A 17,258-nucleotide genomic window follows, 5' to 3' on the forward strand; every position below is an offset into this window, starting at 1 on the left:
GCCAAAATCTTGACCGGCGGTCGCGGGCGTGGTTACGTGAAGAACCGTCATCAACCCGCCTGTGAGGGAGCCGCCCCGATGACCGTGCATCCAGCCCAGATCGGGCGCTTCTACGAGGATTTCGCGATCGGCGACGTCTACCAGCACCCGCTCGGCCGCACCGTCAGCGAGGCCGACAACACCTGGTTCACCTTGCTGACGATGAACACCAACCAGAACCATTTCAACGCCGCGGTCGCCGAGCGCGCGCCCTACGGCCGGATGATCGTGAACTCCGGACTCACCGTGGCGATCGTGCTCGGCCTTTCCGTCGTCGACACCAGCCAGCAGGCGATCATGAACCTCGGCTGGGAAGAGATCCGGCTGACGCACCCCGTCTTCGCCGGGGACACGATCTACGCCGAATCCGTGGTGACCTCGGCCAGGGAGTCGAACTCACGGCCGTACGCGGGCATTGTCGGGTTCCGCACCCGTGGGCTCAATCAGGACGGCGAGGAGGTGCTGTCCTGGCGGCGCACCGTCCTCGTCTACAAGCGGGACGCGCCTCACCACCAGAACTACTTCCCGCAGGCCAAGTCCGGGCAATTGGCGCCATGAGAATCGACTACGCCCCTTGGGGCGAAACACTTTCCGAACTGACGGCCGCGGCGACGGCGGCCGAGGCGGCCGGTGCCGGGGTGCTGTGGCTGCCGGAACTGCACCGCAGCGCGACCGTCGCGGCGGCGGCCGTCGCGCCGACATTGCGCACGGCGGGGGTGGGGACGGCCGTCGCTCTGGCGTTCACGCGCAGCCCGATGGTCACCGCGCTGGAGGCGCTCGACCTCGACGAACTGGCCAGGGGCCGTTCGGTACTCGGTCTCGGGACGGGTGCGCGGCGACTCATCGAGGAATGGCACGGGACCGAGTGGGAACGACCGGTGGCACGGTTGCGCGACACCGTAACGGCGATCAGGGCTTTCGTGGCGGGAGCGCATATCGGCGCGCCGATCGCGCACGAAGGTGCGGTGCGCCGGATGCGCATCAGCGGGTATCAGCGACCGTATCCGCCGGTACGCCGGGAGATTCCGATCTATCTGGCGGCGGTCGGTCCACAGTTGGTTCGGCTGGCGGGCGAGATCGCCGACGGCTGGTTGTCGCACGAGCTGTGCTCGCCGAGCTATCTGACCGAGGTGGTGCTGCCGCGCCTCGACGCGGGACTGGCCAAGGCCGGTCGGGATCGGTCGCGACTCGAAGTGGTCGCCTCGCTGTGCTGTTCGATAGCCGACGATGCCGTCGTGGCGCGGCGACGGGCCGCCGGGACCGTCGGTTTCTATGCCTCGGTGGCCGGGTATCGCGAGTTCTTCGCGGCGCACGGCCTTGGCGCGGAGCAGGATTGGGTGATCGCCGCGCGCAAGGCGGGCGTCGGAGCGAACCGGCTCGCCGACTCGGTTCCGGATGCGATGATTGAACCGCTGGTTGCGGCGGGCACGCCCGAGCAGGTCGCGGCGCGGATCGGCAAATACGAGGGGACCGCGGATGTGGTCAAACTCAGCCCCGCGGTCTATGGCCTACCGCCGCACGACATCCGGGCCTGCCAGGCCCGGCTCATCGATCTGATCCGGGAGCTCAGCCGATGAAACCTCTCGAAGATATCCGGATCATCAGCCTCGAACAGTACGGTGCCGGACCGTTCGGCAGCGTGCATTTGGCCGACCTCGGCGCCGAGGTGATCAAAATCGAGGACCCGCGGGCCGGCGGCGACGTCGGTCGCTATGTGCCGCCGTATACGGCGGGCGAGGACTCGCTGTTCTTCGAAACCTTCAATCGGAACAAGAAATCCGTTTCGCTCGACATGAGCGTCCCGGCGGGCCGAGCCGTATTCGACGATCTCGTGCGCCGAGCCGACGTCCTCTACTCGAACCTGCGCGGCGACGTCCCCGCCAAACTCGGTCTCACCTATGCCGATGTGCGGCATCTCAACGAGCGGATCGTCTGCTGTTCGCTCACCGGCTTCGGCATGACCGGCCCGCGCTCCGCGGAGCCGGGTTACGACTACATCCTGCAGGGTCTCGCCGGTTGGATGGAGCTCACCGGGGACCCGGCGGGACCGCCGACGAAATCCGGTCTGTCCGTAGTGGATTACTCCGGCGGTTTCGTCGCCGCCATCGCGCTGCTGGCCGGGGTGCACGCCGCCCGCCGCGACGGCGTCGGCATGGACTGCGACCTTTCCCTCTACGACACCGCCGTCACCATGCTGAGTTACGTCGCGACTTGGTCGTTGAACACCGAGTATCGACCACGGCGGCTGCGCGATTCGGCGCACCCGTCGCTGGTGCCGTTCCAAAACTTCGCCGCCGCCGACGGCTGGCTGGTGGTCGGCTGCGCCAAAGAGAAGTTTTGGCAGCGGTTGGCCGCGATCCTCGACACCGTCGTCGGGGCCGCCGAATTCAGTGGCGATCCCGGCTACGCTACTTTCGCCGAGCGGGGGCGCAACGGAAAACGCCTGATTCACCGACTGGCAGAGGTATTCGCCACTCGCACAGTGGATTCCTGGCTCACTGACCTGCGCGCCGCGGGGATCCCCTGCGGCCCGGTGAACGACGTGGCGGCGGCCCTCGCCGACGAACACACCGCTGCCCGCGGCCTCGTCGTGACGACCGAGCACCCGCGCTTCGGCACCGTCCGGCAGCCCGCATCCCCGGTGCGAGTGGGCACACCGCCGACCGATCATCGACGGGCACCGCAACGGGGTGAGCACACGGACGAGGTGCTGCGCGGGTTGCTTGGCTACTCGGATGAACGGATCGCGAAGCTCGCGGCCGACGGGGCCTTCGGAGCCGAACGATGAGCGTGGCGGAAACTTTCGCGCAGTGGGCAGTCGCGCTGCAGTCGGCGGAAATCCCGACTCCGGTACGGCGCGCAGCCGCCCACCACGTGCTCGACGGGCTCGGTTGTGCCGCGGCGGCACTGACGGAAGAGCAACCCGTGCTGACGGTGGCGCGCGAGCTCGGCGGCCCGGCAGAAGCGACGATTCTAGGTACCGGTGAACGGATCGGTGCACCGGCCGCCGCCCTTGCCGGTGCGGTGCTGGTGCACGCGCTGGACTTCGACGACACCCACACGGGCGGGCTGGTGCACGCTACGGCGCCGGTGCTTCCTGTCGCCTTCGCGGTCGGCGAACAGACCGGCGCCACCGGGGCGGAAGTACTGACCGCCATGGTGGTCGGCTACGAGACGATCTGTCGGCTGGCCGCGGCCGTGCCGCACGGATTCCATGCGCGTGGCTTCCACGCGACGTCGGTGTGCGGTGTCTTCGCCGCCGCACTGGTGGCCGCGCGGCTGTACCGCTTGTCGCCGACCCGGACCGCGCACGCGCTCGGGATCGCGGGGAGTCAGGCGGGTGGACTGCTCGAATTCCTCACCGATGGCGCTGACACCAAGCAGCTACACCCCGGATTCGCCGCGCACGCGGGCATTCTCGCGGCACGATTCGCGGCTGCCGGGGTGACCGGACCGCGCGCGGTGTTCGAGGGCGAGTACGGGCTGTACCGGGCACTGCTGGGGCGCGAGGGTATCGATTCGTCGCTGGGGCTGGGTCAGCGGTGGGAGACCACCCGAATCACGGTCAAGCCGTACCCGGCGTGCCAGGTGCTGCATGCGGCGCTGGATGCGGCCCGCACGGCGGACGTCGACGCGGAGCGGATCGAATCCGTGGTGGCCGATGTCCATCCGGACGCCGTGCCGATCGTGTGCGGGCCGGAGAAGGCTCGGCCCCGCACCGCCTACGCGGCGAAGTTCAGCCTGCCGTGGAGCGTGGCGGCCATGCTGCTGGACGGCCGCGTCACCATCGACACCTACCGGCAGGTGAACCGCACCGACATCGCCGACCTCGCCGCTCGGGTCACCCATCGAGTGGTGGACGCCGACGGTGTGGTCGCCGAACAGCCGGGCCGCCTCCGAATTCGCCTGCGGGACGGCACCGATCTCGTCGCCTCCGTGCCGGGCAGCCGTGGCGCCCCGGGCGACCCGGCCCTCGACAACCTCGTGCGCGACAAGGCAATCGGCAACGGACTGTCACCCGCGGCCGTCGGCACCATCCTGGCCTTCGCCGAACAGGAGAATCTGCACCCACTGCTGAAGGAGTTGGCGCAATGAATTCAGTAGTGTCCGAGATGGTCTGGCTACCTGCGGTATCCGGCGACAGCGGCGCCGAAGCGTACGCGCGGGCAGCGGAGCAGCTGGCGTCCGTAGCCGCGACGACTCGGGATCTGGTGCAGGTCACCGAGTTCCGCACGCCTGAGTCCGCTGATCCGCCATCCGGCCGCCCCGAAGGGGTCACGCTGTCGGTGGTGCCGGTCGAACGGCTGGTTGATCGGCCGCAGGGCGTGACGGTGCAATACACGGTGGTGCCGGGCGGCGGTGGACGGGTAGTTACGCCGCACGGTGTCGTCACAACTGCGGGCGGCGTCGTCTATCTACCGGGGATCACCCCACCGAATCCGGCCGCGAGTTTCGCCGATCAGTATCGCACCTGCCTGACCATGGCCCGGGACATGCTGGAGTCATTGGGTTTCGGTCTGGAGCGTCTTGTGCACACCACTGACTACACGGGGATGGCCACGCGCGAGGAGTACCCCCGCTGCGGGCGGTCCCGGCGGGACCTGCTCGGCGGCAGCGGCATCGATGGGCAACTGGTATTCCCCGGTGCCGCCGGAATATTGGTGCCCACCGCGAACGGCCCCGCGGTGCGGCTGGACGCGATCGCATCGACCGAACCGCTCCGCACGGTCAACCCCGGCTGGAGCCGCTATGACACGCTGACCTATCGGCCCGGCGTACTGGCGGGCGACCTGCTGTTCATGTCCGGATTCGCCGCCCTCGACCCGGCCACCCAGCGCGCGTTTCCCGGAGATCTGGTTGCCCAGGCCGATTATGTCTACGCGGCCATCACCGAGGTCTTGCACGAGGCGGGCACGGACGGTCGTTCGGTAGTCCGGTTGGTGGAGTACGTGACCCCGGCCGCCGTCGAGTCGTATGCGGAACTGGATGCTTTGCGGCACAAGTACTTTCCCGAAGGCTGTGCGTTGACCTCGGTGGTCTGTTCCGGCCTGCTGCGCCCGGAGTTCCAGCTCGAGGTGGTCCCGACGGCGGTGCTGCGATGAGCATGCCGGTTGCCGAGTTCACCGCGCTGATCGGCCGCGAGGTCACCTACACCGCGCCGGAGCCGTTGGGCCGAGCGGCGATCCGATACTTCGCCGTCGCGGTCGGCGACGACAATCCGCTCTACACCGACGAAACCTACGCGCGGGCACACGGATACGCCGGTGTGATCGCTCCGCCGACACTGATTTGCGAGACCAACCAGTTCACCGGCCTGCCACGCGACGACGACGGCTTCGCCGGGCACAACTGGGGCATCGAGGTACCGGGCACCAGCCTGGTGCGCGGCGGCAACACCTATGAATTCCATCAGCCGACCCGCCCAGCGGACATCATCACCGCCGCTTGGCGCATTGTCGACGTCGAAACGAAGGGCGGCAAACTCTTCGTCCGATCCCGCGCCACCTATCGCAACCAGCACGGCGCGCTGCTCGCCACCAACGACGAAACCCTCATCTACGTCCCCCTGGCGGCTGCGAACCCTCGGCAGACACCGGAGGCGAAGTGATCGACATCGGCACCCGGATACCGCCGTTGCGCAGGCGTATCGAACAGGCGGACATGATCGCCTACGCCGGTGCCACCTGGGACTGGCACCGGCTGCACTACGACACCGGCTATGTCACCGAGCGCGGTCTACCCGCGCCGGTTATCGACGGGCAGCTGTTCGGTGCGTTGCTCGCCGAGCAACTGTTGGACTGGATCGGGCCACGCGCCAGAATCACCCGCCTGCACTTCCGCTTCCGCGCCATGGCTTTCGCGGGCGAGACCGTTTGTTGCACCGGCGAAGTCATCGAGACCGACCCGGACGGCGCACTCGTGGTGCGTCAGCAGGTGGCGGTGGCCGGGGACCGGCCACGGGTGATCGTGGCTCCGGCCGGGGCAACGGTGCTGCCGGAATGAGCGCTGTCGCCATTGTGGGAGCCGCCGAATCCGACCTCGGCGTGACCGGCAAATCCATTGCGCACCTACAGGCGCAGGCCATCACCCGCGCTCTGGCCGACGCCGGGCTGACGGTGCGGGATGTGGACGGCATCGCCACCGCCGGGTTCTCCCGGTTCTCCACCGTCCAGCTGGCCGAATACCTGGGCATCGAACCCTGCTGGACCGACTCCACCGCCGCGGGCGGTTCCGCATTCGAAATGTATGTGGCGCGCGCGGCGCAGGCCATCGAACACAATCAATGCCGCACCGTCGTGATCTCGCATGCCTCGAATCAGCGCAGTGCCAGATCTCGCTCGCTAGCTGGTGTTTTCGAGGAGCACACTTCGCAGGCACAATTCGAGGCGCCCTACGGCCCGCTCTATCCGTTGTCCTACTACGCGATGATCGCACAACGCTACCTGCACGAACATCGTTCAGGCCGTGCCGCTTTGGCAGAGGTCGCGGTGGCCGCTCGCCAGTGGGCCCTGCTGAACCCCGCCGCATACCGCTACGGCGCAGGTGAACTCACCGCCGATGCCGTACTCGACGCGGCGATGGTGTCCTCGCCACTCACCGTCGCCGACTGCTGCCTGGTCACCGACGGCGGCGCCGCCGTCGTGCTGACCTCGCTCGACCGCGCGAGAAACCTGCGGCGGCCCCCGATCCGGATCCTCGGTTACGGCGAATCGACCACCCACGCCAGCATGGCGGCCGCACCGGATCTGTTGCGGCCCGGCTCTTTCGACTCGGCACAACGCGCCTACGCCATGGCTCGGCTCGGCCCCGGCGATATCGACGTCGCCCAGATCTACGATTCGTTCACCATCACCGTGCTGCTCACCTTGGAGGGCCTCGGTTTCTGCCGACCGGGGGAGGCGGCCGAGTTCGTGGCCGACGGCCGCATCCGCCCCGGCGGTGCCTTCCCGCTGAACACCGGTGGCGGTGGCCTTTCCTACTGCCACCCTGGCATGTTCGGGCTGCTGCTCCTGGTCGAGGCGGTGCGCCAGCTGCGCGGTGACTGCGGCGACCGCCAAGTACGCCGCGCGGACGTAGCTTTGGCGCACGGCACCGGCGGCATCATGTCCACCCATGCCACCGTCATCCTGGGGCGAGACCGATGAACGTGCCCGTCGACGAGATCACCGAGCCGTGGTGGGCGGCCACCAGGGGACGACGCCTGCTGCTACAGCGCTGCCTGGAATGCGAACAGCTCCAGCACTATCCGCGTGCGCTCTGTACCGGCTGCGGGTCGACAGCCTTGGACTGGACAGCAGCCTGCGGACGCGGTGTCGTCGACTCGTTCACGGTCGTGCATCGCGCGCCTGGCCCGGAATTCGAGGTGCCTTACGTGGTCGCACGGGTGCGCCTGACCGAGGGCCCGATACTGCTCACCAACCTGGTAGGTGCCGAACAGTGGCGCTGCGACGATCCGGTGCGGTTGTGCTGGCGCGAGATCGGCGACGGCCGGTTGCTGCCGGTTTTCGAGAAGGAGAACGATGGACTTCGAATTGACCGATGAGCAACGAGATTTCCGTGCCGTGCTGCGTGCGTTCGTGGACAAGCAGATCATGCCGGTCGCCACTGAATGGGAACACGAGGGTCGCTACCCGACCGAGATCGTCGACACGATGAAACAGCTCGGCCTGTTCGGTCTCACGGTGCCGGAGCACTACGGCGGGCTCGACGTCGACAAGGTGTCGTTCGCCCTGGTCTTCGAGGAGATCTCGCGCGGTTGGATGGCCATCGCGGGCATCATCGGCTCACACTCGCTGTCCTGCTGGATGATTGCCAAGCATGGCACCGAGGAGCAGAAGAACCGCTACCTCCCCGAACTGGCGACCGGAGCCCGCCGTACCGGCATCGCGCTCACCGAACCGGACGCGGGCTCGGACCTGCAAGGCATCGGCACCCGTGCCCGGCGCGACGGCGACCACTACGTCGTCCGGGGCGCCAAGACGTGGATCACCAACGCGCGGCACGCGAACCCGCTGCCGATCCTGGTGAAGACCTCGATCACCGAACCAGCGCACAAGGGCATGTCGATCCTGTTGGTGGACACCACGACACCGGGCTTCACCATCAGCAGGGATCTGCCCAAACTCGGCTACCGCGGCACCGAATCCTGCGAGCTGGTACTCGACGACGTGCGGGTCCCGGCCGACGCGCTGCTCGGCGGCGTGGCAGGCCGCGGCATGCAGCAGGCCCTCTCGGGACTCGAGATCGGCCGGATCAATATCGCCGCCCGCGCCGTCGGTGTGGCGCAGGCCGCCTACGATGGCGCGCTCGAATACGCCAGGCAGCGAAAGGCTTTCGGCAAGCCCATCGCCGACTTCCAGGCGATCCAACTGAAGCTTGCGGACATGGCCACCGAGATCCAGGCGGCCCGCCTGCTCACCTACTGGGCCGCCGCCCGGGCGGACAGCGGTCACCGGGTGGATATGGACGCGGGCATGGCCAAATACTTCGCCTCCGAAACCGCGATCCGGGCGTCCCTCGAGGCCATGCGCATCCATGGCGGGCACGGGTACTCGCGCGAGTTCGTCGTCGAGCGGCTCTACCGGGATGCCCCGTTGATGGCGATAGGGGAGGGCACCAACGAGATTCAGCGCATGATCATCGCGAAGGCGCTGTTGTCCGGCGAACGCAAGGTGGGCTGGTGAGATCGGCGCTGTATGTTCCGGGTAACCGGCCCGAGCTGTTCGACAAAGCGCTCGGCGGGATGGCGGACGTGGTCCTGCTCGACCTGGAGGATTCGGTTCCGCCGCGCGAGAAGGACAGCGCCCGTGCCGCGGTCGCCGATTGGCTGCGCACGGTATCGCCGAGCGGACAACGCATCTGGGTACGGGTGAACCCGGGCCCACTCGGCGAGCAGGACTTGGCGGCGGTCGCATTATCCGCGGTTGCCGCGGTGTGCCTGGCGAAAACCGAATCCGCCGACCAGATCGACACGGCCGACGCGCTGCTGCGAGCGCACGAACCGTATCCAGGTGCGATCCGGGTGTGCCCGCTATTGGAAAGCGCGGCAGCGGTACTCGACGCGCGCACCATCGCCGCGGCGCCTCGGGTGGCGCGCCTGCAACTCGGCGAGGCGGACCTGTGCGCCGAGGTGGGCATCACACCGGGCGCCGACGAGCTGGAGCTGCTGGCCCTGCGCACTCAGGTGGTGCTGGCCTCCGCCGCAGCGGGCATCGAGCCGCCGCTCGCGCCGGTGCGCACCGACTTCCGGGATCTGACGGCCTTGCGCCGATCGACAGAAGCCTTGGCGCGCATCGGGTTCCGCGGCCGGGCGTGCATCCATCCGGCGCAGCTGCCGGTAGTCAATGCGGTATTCACCCCGGACGCGGCAGACGTCGACCGAGCGCGGGCGCTGGTGGCCCGCTTCGATGCCGCCGACGGCGGCGTCGTCCTCGACGACGCGGGTCGCATGGTGGACCTGGCGGTCATCCGCCGGGCCCGCCGACTCCTCGGCTCCCACCACTAGCCGCACACTCCTTGATCTCCCGCAAGCCACATCGCAGGCGATCGCGTGTGCGAGAAATCAACGGGCGTACGAAATTACGCGGCGGCGGTGGCTAACAGCGCCAGTGGTCGCACCGCGACGGCCTCGACACCACGTGGTCGCAGCTCACAGGTGAACACGACCGGCTGCCCGGCGGTGAGGGTTTTGAAGCCCGGGGAGTCGATGCTGGAGTACTCCACGAAGATGCCACCGGGATAACCCTCGGCGTCGAGGAATCCGAAGCCCTTCGCGGTGTCGAACCAGCGGACGGTGCCGTGCAGCCACTCTTCACCCGCGGGCATTACGCGGCCCCACGGGCAGCCGAGCGCTTGCCGGATTCGGGTTGCATTACCTGCTGCCACCAGGATGCGAGGGGGCTGGGATCGGGCCAGACCACAGCGGCGCTGTTCTTGGCTGTTCTGCTAGCTGCTTGCTTGGAATGCGTTGAGTTGTTCTGTCGAGCCACGGTTGACTATCTCCTCAGAATCGATACGGTGCGCAGGCACCCCGCGAGCGCGGGATGCCCGCTTCGGCGCGGTCGAAACTGTCCGTATGCGAACCCCATATTAATCGCCAAGAGCCCGCGCGAGCGCACAGTGGCCCAACTCACTCCAACTCACATGCCGTCGCCGTCCCACCGGCCGCGGGATCGGCTGCGTACCGGCAGGGTGGACAGGATCGGCGCGGGTATCGGGTCGCCCTCCGTCCAGGACCGGCCGTGTCCCCAGTTGTGCGCGCCGGAGTCGGTGCGTTCGTGCGGGTGCTCCAGGGCATGCGGGTCGGCGCCCCAGTCGAACGCGTGCGCGTGCCCGTGCCCACCGGCGAGTGTGGCCAAATCCACCGCCTTAGCGATCGCGATGAGACTCGGATCGGTCCCGCTGCCGTGCTGGACGTAGTCGCCAAGGTCGAGGCCCTCGCGTTCGCGGAAGTACGCGGCCGACTTGGCCAAATCGGCCACATCGGCGGCACTGCGGGAACGCGGATCGCCGAGGTCGTGGCTGGACGCCGACCAGCGCGCCGGGTGCGCACCCGGCCGCCAGTTCACCGCGTCGCCGCCCCAGCGCAGCCACTCGTTCTGGGTGTACCAATTGAACAGTTGACCGTCGGAGCGCAGCAACCAGGTGGCGCCGCCCTCCATGGTGGTGAAGTGGCCGTGCTTGACCCGGGCCGGCCGGAAGAAGTAGGTGCCGAGGTCGAGCGTGCCGAAGTTGTACTCCATGTGGCCCTGGGTGGTGTACGCCTCCTCGAAGCACGGATGGTGTGCCAGCCGGTGATCCGACCAGCCCTCCTGGGCGTGCACCAGCCGGGTGTAGAAACCGGAGACGGGGTCCACGTGCAGGTATTTGATGACCATGCCCGGCATCGGGCCCGCGTTGGGCACCGGCTGCCATGGCATGGCGGCGGTGTCCAGCACGATGACGTCCTCGCGCGCTCCGTCCCAGCGCGGTGCGTCCGGACCGGCGACCGGGTCGAAACCGGCGTCGCCGTACTCCCGGTAGTGCAGGATCTTGGTTCCCTCGGTGAATTGCATCGCATCCACCGGAACACCTTTGGGTGCGAAAACATAAGCGCCCGAACCGATCACGCGTTCCCCGTAGATGAGCACGCCGTCGAGCACGTAGTACTCGGTGTTCGCGTGGTGGATACCGGGACCGCGACCCCAGTGGGTGTGGAAGTCGACACGCAGCGACGAGGAGCCGTCCTCCTCGTCCACCGACAGCCGCCGTTCGCTGGCCCGGCCTTCGCCGCCGATCAGTTCGGCGCCGTGCCAGATGTAGTCGTCCTCGTGGATCAGTTCGACGTGTGGCCGCATGATCAGGTCTCCTTCGCTTCTCGCAGTTGGCGTTTCAGGACTTTCCCCGCGGCGCTTCGCGGCAGCTGGGCGACGATGGTGATCTGCCTGGGCAGTTTGGGGCCAGCCAGCCGGGTCCGGCAGTGCGCGGTGAGGGCGCTCGCGTCGAGGGTCGCGCCGGGCAGGGCCACGACGAAGGCGGTAACCCGTTCGCCCCATTCACCGTCCGGCACGCCGACAACCGCCGCATCGGCCACACCGGGGCAGCCGGACAGCACCTCCTCGACCTCGCGCGGCGCGATATTCACCCCACCCGAGATGATCAGGTCCTGCTTGCGGTCGACGATCCGCAGAAAGCCGTCCTCGTCGGCGGTGGCGATATCGCCGCTGCTGAGGAAGCCGTCCTCGGTCACGCAGGCGGCCGTTGCGGCGGCGTCGTCGAGGTAGCCACTCATCAAATACGGCGAGCGGCTGAACAACTCGCCGTGCTCGCCCGCGCTTACCGGCTGGCCCGCGTGATCTAGGAGACGTACTTCGGTCATCAGCCATGGGGTGCCGACCGAGCCTGGTTTGCGGGATGCGTCCCCGGGGCGGCAGTTCGCGACGATGCCCGCTTCGGTGGAGCCGTAGAGCTCGTGGACTCCCGCGCTCGGAAAGGCTTGCCGAGTCCAGTCTTTGAGTGCGACGGGCAGCGCGGCGGCATTGAAGTAGAGGGTGTCGACGCTGGACAGGTCGTATCGACGCAGCACCTCCTTGCCCAGCGCGCGCAAGGCGTGGGCATGCGTCGGTACGAGGAAAATCGACTGTGCGCGTTCGAATTCGATCAATCGAAGCAGCTGCTCCGGATCCCAGGAGCCCAGCATGCTGACCGTGCCGCCGGTGTAAACCGGCGCGTACCCGAACGCGAAACCGGCGCCGTGGTACATCGGCGCCACCGCGATGGTGCGCCTGCCGAGGCCGAGGCCCCATTCGAGCGCGGCGCCGTAGAAGGTGAGCGCACGCGAGCGATGGCTGATCACCACGCCTTTGGGTTTGCCCGTGGTGCCCGCGGTGTAGGCGATGCAGAACGGTTCGGTTTCGCCGGTGTCGGCGCGCGGATCGGTGGGATCGGCGCGGGCCAGTGCGGTTTCGTAGTTTGGGCCCAATTCCGTTCCGCCGATGCAGAACACCGTTGGCGGCGCCGAATCGGAGACGATTCCGGCGTAGGCGTTGTCCGCGACGAGTGCGCGGCAGCCGGAGTGAGCGAGTAGATAGGCGGCCTCCGGGGTGGTGAGCCGCGGATTGAGGGGCACCATGACCAGCCCGGCTTTGGCTATGCCACAGGCGACTTCGGGATACTCGAGGCGATTGCCGAGCAGGACGGCTACCCGTTCACCGGCCCGCAGGCCCGCGCTCAGCAAGGCGGTGGCCACTCGGTTCGACCGTTCGTCGAGTGCCGCGTAGCTCAGTCGACGATCGCCGTCCGCCACCGCGGTGACCGTTGGACTGGCTACGCCGAATTCCCGGATACCGGTCGCGATCGACAAGGCCGATCCACCCGTTCGCAACGGCATCGCGCTCCTCCTCGCAGTGTTGGAAACACTGTTTCCTTGTTGCAGGGACAGGGGCGTCCCATGGCTTCGAGTACTTGGTGGCAGGGTCAGTGATCGCGCAACAACGACCCAGCGCCATCCACGCGGTCCTGGATGCCGTTGTCGCGCAGCGCCATCCACCATGTCGCGGCATTGATGGCGATCACCGGCTTACCGAGCCACCGTTCGGCCTCGTCGGCCAGTCGCACCATGGATAGGTTGGTGCCGCATTGCACCAGCGCATCGACCTTCGGGCCGTCCACTTCGAGCAGCGCGGCCCGCAGTTCGTCCTCGGTCACGTGCGCGATGGATACGGCGGTGGGACAACGCAATCCCTTGATCGCGACCACCTCGAAGCCGAGTTCACCGAAGAAGCGCACCACGTTCGCATCGCCGATCGGCTGATACGGGGTGACCACGCCGATGCGGCGTGCACCGTACAGTTCCAGTGCCCGCCGACAGGCTTCGGCGCCGGTGGCGACTTCGAGTCCGGTCGCGTCCTGGATCTGCTTGACGAACCGCAGGTTGCCTTCGACGCCGCCCCAGAAGGTTTCGGCGGACATGCCCATCACCATGTAGTCCGGTTCGCAGGTCAGCACCCGCGCGCAGGTGTAGTCCATTTCCGCGCGGATCTGCTCGAGCAGGCGATCCATGCCCGCGTCGTCACTCATATTCTGGTCGCGGATGTGGATGCGGCCGAAATGCGCGGTCACTCCTGGCACGCCCATGCGGTAGAAGTCCGGTTCCACAATCGTGTTGGTGGACGGGGCGAGCACACCGAACTTGCGCCGCCAGCCGAGTACATCGGTCATCGGGTCGAACTCCTTGCTGCCGTTGTCATTCGGTGAACAGGTCGCGGTGACGGAACGGGGCCATCAGGAACCGGCCCGCGACCTTGGGTGTGCTGAGCCAGCGGACGTGCGCGCCGTTACGCGTGCGCGAGACCGCGCGTTCGGCCAGCCACGGCGCGACGGTCTCCACCCGGTCCGCCAGGATGTTGAACACCTTGCGCGCCTCGGCCAGTTCGGCGGGATCGGCGTAGCCGTGGGTGAGCAGGTCGGTCACCACCATGCCGGGGCTGAGCAAGCCGACGGACACCCCCGTGGGGACTTCCTTGGCCAGCGCTTCGGTGAGATAGGTGACCGCGCGCTTGCTGGCACCGTAGGTGGCCAGGCCCGACACGATGCGGCCATCGCTGCCAAGGCCCTCCATATTCCAGACGTGCCCGCCGGTCGTGGACATGCCCGCGATGGCGACCGCGGAACCGTTGATCGCGCCGAGCAGATTGGTCTCCAGCACCTTGCGTGCCTGCGCGGCAGGCAATTCCCACAGCGGCGCACGGGCATGCGAGATGCCCGCGTTGTTGATCCAGACGTCGATGCGGCCGAATCGCTCGCTCGCCGCGTCCCAGAGGGCCTGCACTTGGTCCCGGTCGGTCACGTCGGCGGGGGCAACCAATGCCGTTTCCGGCAGCTCCGCGCGCATCTTCTCGATGCGCTCGACATCAGTGCCGCACACGGCGACCCGATGACCGCGAGCGAGCAGGGCGCGGGCGACACCGAGGCCGATGCCGCGCGTGCCGCCGGTCACCACGACGGTACTCATGTCCGCTCCAGCATGCCGTGCACCACCGCGTCGAGCCGATTGTGTTCGAACAGTTCGTAAATGACGGCGATGGCATTGCCCGCGCCCATACCCGGTTGCGCGTCGATCATGAATTCCCGTCCGGTGAGCCGCCTTCCGTCGGCGAAGTGCAGCAGCGGATAGTTGGCGCGCCCGTAGGCGGTCGCGTTGCCCCAGACGTCGGGCCCTTCGTGGAATGAGCGGGCACCGTCGCGCCGGACACTCGCCGAATATTGGTGATCGATCGGGCCCGACCAGGTGATGCGGTGTTGCGCACTGAGCAGGGTCACCGGCTCGATGTCGATGGTGACCCGCAGCGTGCCGATGAGGTTTTGCTCAGCACCCCATAGTTCGCAGTCACCCGCGTAGCGGCTCGGCTGCTTCGACGGATAGATGAACGGCACCGCTCCGCAGCGTGTTTCGGTGTCGACACGCTCATCGACGAGCGCGGGGTCACGGGTATAGACCCCGTTGAAGACACCCACCATGGCCGGGCCCTGGTACAGCACCGACGAATACACCTGGGTATCGCCCATCGTCTGATTCCAGGTATTCAGGCTCACCTGCCAGCCGGGGCCGTAGTAGTGCGCGTCGACGAATCCGCCATAGGGCTGGCCCGAGCCGAAAAAGTCGGGTCCCGTGTAGATCCGGTCCGCGTCGGAGTCGAGCACGCCGAAGGCGAACGGCGCACCCAAGGCGAAGCGACCGGCCAGCTCCCCGCCGCCGCTGAGGCCGCCGTCCATGTAGTAGGTGGTGATCCCATCCTCGAAGACCGAAGACCGCCGGATGTCCTCGAAACCTCGCCACACGCCGCCCGCATCGAAAAGGGAGGGACGCCCGACCCATTCGCCCGCGATCCGCTGCTGCCAGCGGCTCGGTGCGGCCGAGGTGTTCATGACACCAACTCCCCGCGCACCCGCTCGGCTTGGTCGGTGCCGAGCAGCCGGGTCACCTGCGCCCAGACCGGATCCACCGCCGGGCTGAACAGATTCGCGCGATTGGCCCGATCGCGGGCGGGAAGATCCGCCTCGACGGACGGAACGCCCTTGTCCAGCAAGGCAAGCCAATGTTCGAGATAGCTGTCGACGGTCGAATCCAGTGCCAGGAACGCGTCATCGGTGGCCCGGCACACCAGCATCCACGGCGACATCATCGCCCGCTGCCGTGGACCGATCGCGGCGGGCGACAATCCGTCGACCTGCCATGCGGCTTCCAACAGCGGAGTAAGCGGCAGGAAGGCAGCATCGAGATAAGGCAGGTTGATTGCCAGGTCGGCACGGGGGATCAGATCGAGGTGCATCGCGTGGTACTCCGCCGCCCGCACCGAATCCAGCGTGAAATGCGGTACGGCGGAATCACTTCGGGTGAACGCGAAGATCATGTGGCTGTCCAGGCCGATGGCTGGCACCACGAGGTCGACGGTGACGGCCTTGTCGATCGGCCCGCCGCGCAACACCCGCAGCCTGCCTACGGGATCGGGGGACATGGCACTGGTCAACGACAGGTCCTCGGTCACGGCAAGGCCGAGTGCCGCCCGGACGGTGTCCAGGGTTCGTTCGCTGAGCGTGGCGGGCAGACTCATGACGTGGCACCTCCATTGCGGGCCTTGTGTACCCAGGCGCTGGCGAGCTCGGGATTGTCGCGACGTGCGGGCGAGGGGATGATCGTGGCCTTGCGCCTCGGCACGTCCCCGGTGATGATGTCGTCGCCGCCGACCCACCAGCCGTCCTTGATCAACTGGGCGCGCCTGCGGCGGTAGGCGACCTGGAGTCCGTCGCTGCGCACATGCAGTTCGTCGGACAGGTCGAACGGCAACAGTTCCGGGCGTTGCGATTCGACCACGGGTCGGTCCTGCAGCAGGATCATCTCGATCCGCTTGCGGGTGTTGGCGTCCGCCCATCCACCGGTGAAGAAGTTGCGGTAGCCGATGATCTTGATCAACGTACGGTCCTGGGAGAGCGGGATATTGAAGTCGTAGAGCAGCAGATCTCCGATCGGCAGCCGGATGTGCAGCTTGACCAGGTTCGGCAGATACCAGCCATTGGTGACGGTGACGTACTCCGGGCGTGGTTTGCGTTTGGCCAGCAGACCCCAAAGCCCCTTGGGCGGTGGTGGACTCAGCTGGATATCGGCCTCGGCGGACCAATCTCCGGTGCGGATACGGAAATCCGGAATCCCCGGCTTGTCGGGATTGCCGAAGGCAGTTCCGTGCACGAACGGAGTGTGCGAGGCGTCCACCACGTTCTCCAGCGCCCGTTCGTAATTCGCGTCGATCACCATCTCGTACTGCACCCGCCGGAAGGTCGGATCGTCGTGCTCGGGGAGCACCGGGATGGGCGGGCGCTGCGCTTCCGGCAGATCGCCGAGGAAAGCCCACACCATCCCGTACCGCTCGACCGTCGGATACGCGTCGACCCGTGCCTTGCGGGGGATCTTGCGCTCCTCCGCATTGGCCGGGATCTTCACGCAGACACCGGCGGAGTCGTACTGCCAGCCGTGGTACGGACAGGCGATACAGTCGCCGGTCACCGAACCCATGGACAGGGCGCCGCCGCGGTGCACGCACAGATCGGACAGACAGGTCACCATGCCTGCTTCGGTGCGGTACAGCACGAAATCCTGGCCGAGGCAGGTCACCTTCTTCGGCTGCCTGCCGACCTGGTCGGCGAATTCCACCGCGTACCAGAAGTTTTTCAGCATGGTCTTGCTC

Annotated in this window: 19 protein-coding genes; 11 read left to right on the forward strand and 8 right to left on the reverse strand. The window is 67.4% G+C overall.

What is annotated here, in order from left to right; all coding sequences use genetic code 11:
- Positions 1 to 78 precede the first annotated feature (78 nt).
- From KV110_RS07705 to KV110_RS07755, 11 genes are read left to right on the forward strand one after another with little or no spacing between them, the layout of a single operon-like run.
- A complete protein-coding gene (locus KV110_RS07705) occupies positions 79 to 597 on the forward strand; it encodes a MaoC family dehydratase (RefSeq protein WP_218474654.1) in 519 nt (172 codons plus the stop codon).
- Entirely contained in the window at positions 594 to 1,616 is a 1,023-nt protein-coding gene (locus KV110_RS07710; RefSeq protein ID WP_218474656.1) for an LLM class flavin-dependent oxidoreductase, read from the forward strand. The genes KV110_RS07705 and KV110_RS07710 overlap by 4 nt, the downstream gene beginning before the upstream one ends.
- Positions 1,613 to 2,827, forward strand: a complete 1,215-nt coding sequence (locus KV110_RS07715; RefSeq protein WP_218474658.1) for a CaiB/BaiF CoA transferase family protein — start codon at positions 1,613 to 1,615, stop codon at positions 2,825 to 2,827. Before KV110_RS07710 ends, KV110_RS07715 begins: the two co-directional genes overlap by 4 nt.
- Positions 2,824 to 4,134 (forward strand): MmgE/PrpD family protein, encoded by a 1,311-nt coding sequence (locus KV110_RS07720; RefSeq protein WP_218474659.1) that lies wholly within the window; start codon positions 2,824 to 2,826, stop codon positions 4,132 to 4,134. The genes KV110_RS07715 and KV110_RS07720 overlap by 4 nt, the downstream gene beginning before the upstream one ends.
- Positions 4,131 to 5,141 carry a RidA family protein gene (locus KV110_RS07725; protein WP_218474661.1) on the forward strand — a complete coding sequence of 337 codons (1,011 nt, stop codon included), beginning with the start codon at positions 4,131 to 4,133 and terminating at the stop codon, positions 5,139 to 5,141. Before KV110_RS07720 ends, KV110_RS07725 begins: the two co-directional genes overlap by 4 nt.
- Positions 5,138 to 5,647 (forward strand): FAS1-like dehydratase domain-containing protein, encoded by a 510-nt coding sequence (locus KV110_RS07730; protein ID WP_218474663.1) that lies wholly within the window; start codon positions 5,138 to 5,140, stop codon positions 5,645 to 5,647. The genes KV110_RS07725 and KV110_RS07730 overlap by 4 nt, the downstream gene beginning before the upstream one ends.
- Positions 5,644 to 6,042, forward strand: coding sequence for a MaoC/PaaZ C-terminal domain-containing protein (locus tag KV110_RS07735; RefSeq protein WP_218474665.1), 399 nt, complete (start codon positions 5,644 to 5,646; stop codon positions 6,040 to 6,042). The genes KV110_RS07730 and KV110_RS07735 overlap by 4 nt, the downstream gene beginning before the upstream one ends.
- Positions 6,039 to 7,184 carry an acetyl-CoA acetyltransferase gene (locus tag KV110_RS07740; protein WP_218474667.1) on the forward strand — a complete coding sequence of 382 codons (1,146 nt, stop codon included), beginning with the start codon at positions 6,039 to 6,041 and terminating at the stop codon, positions 7,182 to 7,184. Before KV110_RS07735 ends, KV110_RS07740 begins: the two co-directional genes overlap by 4 nt.
- On the forward strand, positions 7,181 to 7,582 hold the full coding sequence (locus tag KV110_RS07745) for a Zn-ribbon domain-containing OB-fold protein (protein ID WP_218474668.1): 402 nt from the start codon (positions 7,181 to 7,183) through the stop codon (positions 7,580 to 7,582). Before KV110_RS07740 ends, KV110_RS07745 begins: the two co-directional genes overlap by 4 nt.
- Positions 7,560 to 8,723 (forward strand): acyl-CoA dehydrogenase family protein, encoded by a 1,164-nt coding sequence (locus KV110_RS07750; RefSeq protein ID WP_218474670.1) that lies wholly within the window; start codon positions 7,560 to 7,562, stop codon positions 8,721 to 8,723. Before KV110_RS07745 ends, KV110_RS07750 begins: the two co-directional genes overlap by 23 nt.
- Positions 8,720 to 9,544 carry an HpcH/HpaI aldolase/citrate lyase family protein gene (locus KV110_RS07755; protein WP_246634392.1) on the forward strand — a complete coding sequence of 275 codons (825 nt, stop codon included), beginning with the start codon at positions 8,720 to 8,722 and terminating at the stop codon, positions 9,542 to 9,544. The genes KV110_RS07750 and KV110_RS07755 overlap by 4 nt, the downstream gene beginning before the upstream one ends.
- A gap of 74 nt (positions 9,545 to 9,618) precedes the next feature.
- Here KV110_RS07755 and KV110_RS07760 read toward each other — a convergent pair whose 3' ends face one another.
- From KV110_RS07760 to KV110_RS07795, 8 genes are all read right to left on the reverse strand, one after another.
- On the reverse strand, positions 9,619 to 9,864 hold the full coding sequence (locus KV110_RS07760; RefSeq protein ID WP_218474672.1) for a cold shock domain-containing protein: 246 nt from the start codon (positions 9,862 to 9,864) through the stop codon (positions 9,619 to 9,621).
- 314 nt (positions 9,865 to 10,178) lie between these two features.
- Positions 10,179 to 11,375: a DUF4437 domain-containing protein gene (locus tag KV110_RS07765; protein ID WP_218474673.1), complete on the reverse strand. Its 1,197-nt coding sequence runs from the start codon at positions 11,373 to 11,375 to the stop codon at positions 10,179 to 10,181.
- Between the two features lie 2 nt (positions 11,376 to 11,377).
- Positions 11,378 to 12,907, reverse strand: coding sequence for a class I adenylate-forming enzyme family protein (locus KV110_RS07770; protein WP_218474675.1), 1,530 nt, complete (start codon positions 12,905 to 12,907; stop codon positions 11,378 to 11,380).
- An 86-nt stretch (positions 12,908 to 12,993) separates the two neighbouring features.
- Positions 12,994 to 13,737 (reverse strand): maleate cis-trans isomerase family protein, encoded by a 744-nt coding sequence (locus KV110_RS07775; protein ID WP_218474677.1) that lies wholly within the window; start codon positions 13,735 to 13,737, stop codon positions 12,994 to 12,996.
- A gap of 25 nt (positions 13,738 to 13,762) precedes the next feature.
- Positions 13,763 to 14,530 carry an SDR family oxidoreductase gene (locus KV110_RS07780; protein ID WP_218474678.1) on the reverse strand — a complete coding sequence of 256 codons (768 nt, stop codon included), beginning with the start codon at positions 14,528 to 14,530 and terminating at the stop codon, positions 13,763 to 13,765.
- Complete coding sequence (locus tag KV110_RS07785) at positions 14,527 to 15,444, reverse strand: hypothetical protein (protein ID WP_218474680.1); 918 nt, start codon at positions 15,442 to 15,444, stop codon at positions 14,527 to 14,529. The genes KV110_RS07780 and KV110_RS07785 overlap by 4 nt, the downstream gene beginning before the upstream one ends.
- A complete protein-coding gene (locus KV110_RS07790) occupies positions 15,441 to 16,130 on the reverse strand; it encodes a hypothetical protein (RefSeq protein ID WP_218474682.1) in 690 nt (229 codons plus the stop codon). The genes KV110_RS07785 and KV110_RS07790 overlap by 4 nt, the downstream gene beginning before the upstream one ends.
- Positions 16,127 to 17,248, reverse strand: coding sequence for an aromatic ring-hydroxylating dioxygenase subunit alpha (locus KV110_RS07795; RefSeq protein ID WP_218474684.1), 1,122 nt, complete (start codon positions 17,246 to 17,248; stop codon positions 16,127 to 16,129). The genes KV110_RS07790 and KV110_RS07795 overlap by 4 nt, the downstream gene beginning before the upstream one ends.
- Between the last annotated feature and the right edge of the window lie 10 nt (positions 17,249 to 17,258).

Origin of the sequence: Nocardia iowensis (genome assembly GCF_019222765.1) — a bacterium.
GTDB lineage: Bacteria > Actinomycetota > Actinomycetes > Mycobacteriales > Mycobacteriaceae > Nocardia > Nocardia iowensis.

Excerpts from the sequence above, each read along its gene's own strand:
- KV110_RS07775 (WP_218474677.1), bottom strand. The coding sequence starts at position 13,737 with ATGACCGATGTACTCGGCTGGCGGCGCAAGTTCGGTGTGCTCGCCCCG.
- KV110_RS07720 (WP_218474659.1), top strand. The coding sequence starts at position 2,824 with ATGAGCGTGGCGGAAACTTTCGCGCAGTGGGCAGTCGCGCTGCAGTCG.
- KV110_RS07780 (WP_218474678.1), bottom strand. The coding sequence starts at position 14,530 with ATGAGTACCGTCGTGGTGACCGGCGGCACGCGCGGCATCGGCCTCGGT.
- KV110_RS07710 (WP_218474656.1), top strand. The coding sequence starts at position 594 with ATGAGAATCGACTACGCCCCTTGGGGCGAAACACTTTCCGAACTGACG.
- KV110_RS07750 (WP_218474670.1), top strand. The coding sequence starts at position 7,560 with ATGGACTTCGAATTGACCGATGAGCAACGAGATTTCCGTGCCGTGCTG.
- KV110_RS07760 (WP_218474672.1), bottom strand. The coding sequence starts at position 9,864 with ATGCCCGCGGGTGAAGAGTGGCTGCACGGCACCGTCCGCTGGTTCGAC.
- KV110_RS07705 (WP_218474654.1), top strand. The coding sequence starts at position 79 with ATGACCGTGCATCCAGCCCAGATCGGGCGCTTCTACGAGGATTTCGCG.
- KV110_RS07740 (WP_218474667.1), top strand. The coding sequence starts at position 6,039 with ATGAGCGCTGTCGCCATTGTGGGAGCCGCCGAATCCGACCTCGGCGTG.
- KV110_RS07745 (WP_218474668.1), top strand. The coding sequence starts at position 7,181 with ATGAACGTGCCCGTCGACGAGATCACCGAGCCGTGGTGGGCGGCCACC.
- KV110_RS07795 (WP_218474684.1), bottom strand. The coding sequence starts at position 17,248 with ATGCTGAAAAACTTCTGGTACGCGGTGGAATTCGCCGACCAGGTCGGC.
- KV110_RS07730 (WP_218474663.1), top strand. The coding sequence starts at position 5,138 with ATGAGCATGCCGGTTGCCGAGTTCACCGCGCTGATCGGCCGCGAGGTC.
- KV110_RS07765 (WP_218474673.1), bottom strand. The coding sequence starts at position 11,375 with ATGCGGCCACACGTCGAACTGATCCACGAGGACGACTACATCTGGCAC.
- KV110_RS07785 (WP_218474680.1), bottom strand. The coding sequence starts at position 15,444 with ATGAACACCTCGGCCGCACCGAGCCGCTGGCAGCAGCGGATCGCGGGC.
- KV110_RS07725 (WP_218474661.1), top strand. The coding sequence starts at position 4,131 with ATGAATTCAGTAGTGTCCGAGATGGTCTGGCTACCTGCGGTATCCGGC.
- KV110_RS07770 (WP_218474675.1), bottom strand. The coding sequence starts at position 12,907 with ATGCCGTTGCGAACGGGTGGATCGGCCTTGTCGATCGCGACCGGTATC.
- KV110_RS07790 (WP_218474682.1), bottom strand. The coding sequence starts at position 16,130 with ATGAGTCTGCCCGCCACGCTCAGCGAACGAACCCTGGACACCGTCCGG.
- KV110_RS07715 (WP_218474658.1), top strand. The coding sequence starts at position 1,613 with ATGAAACCTCTCGAAGATATCCGGATCATCAGCCTCGAACAGTACGGT.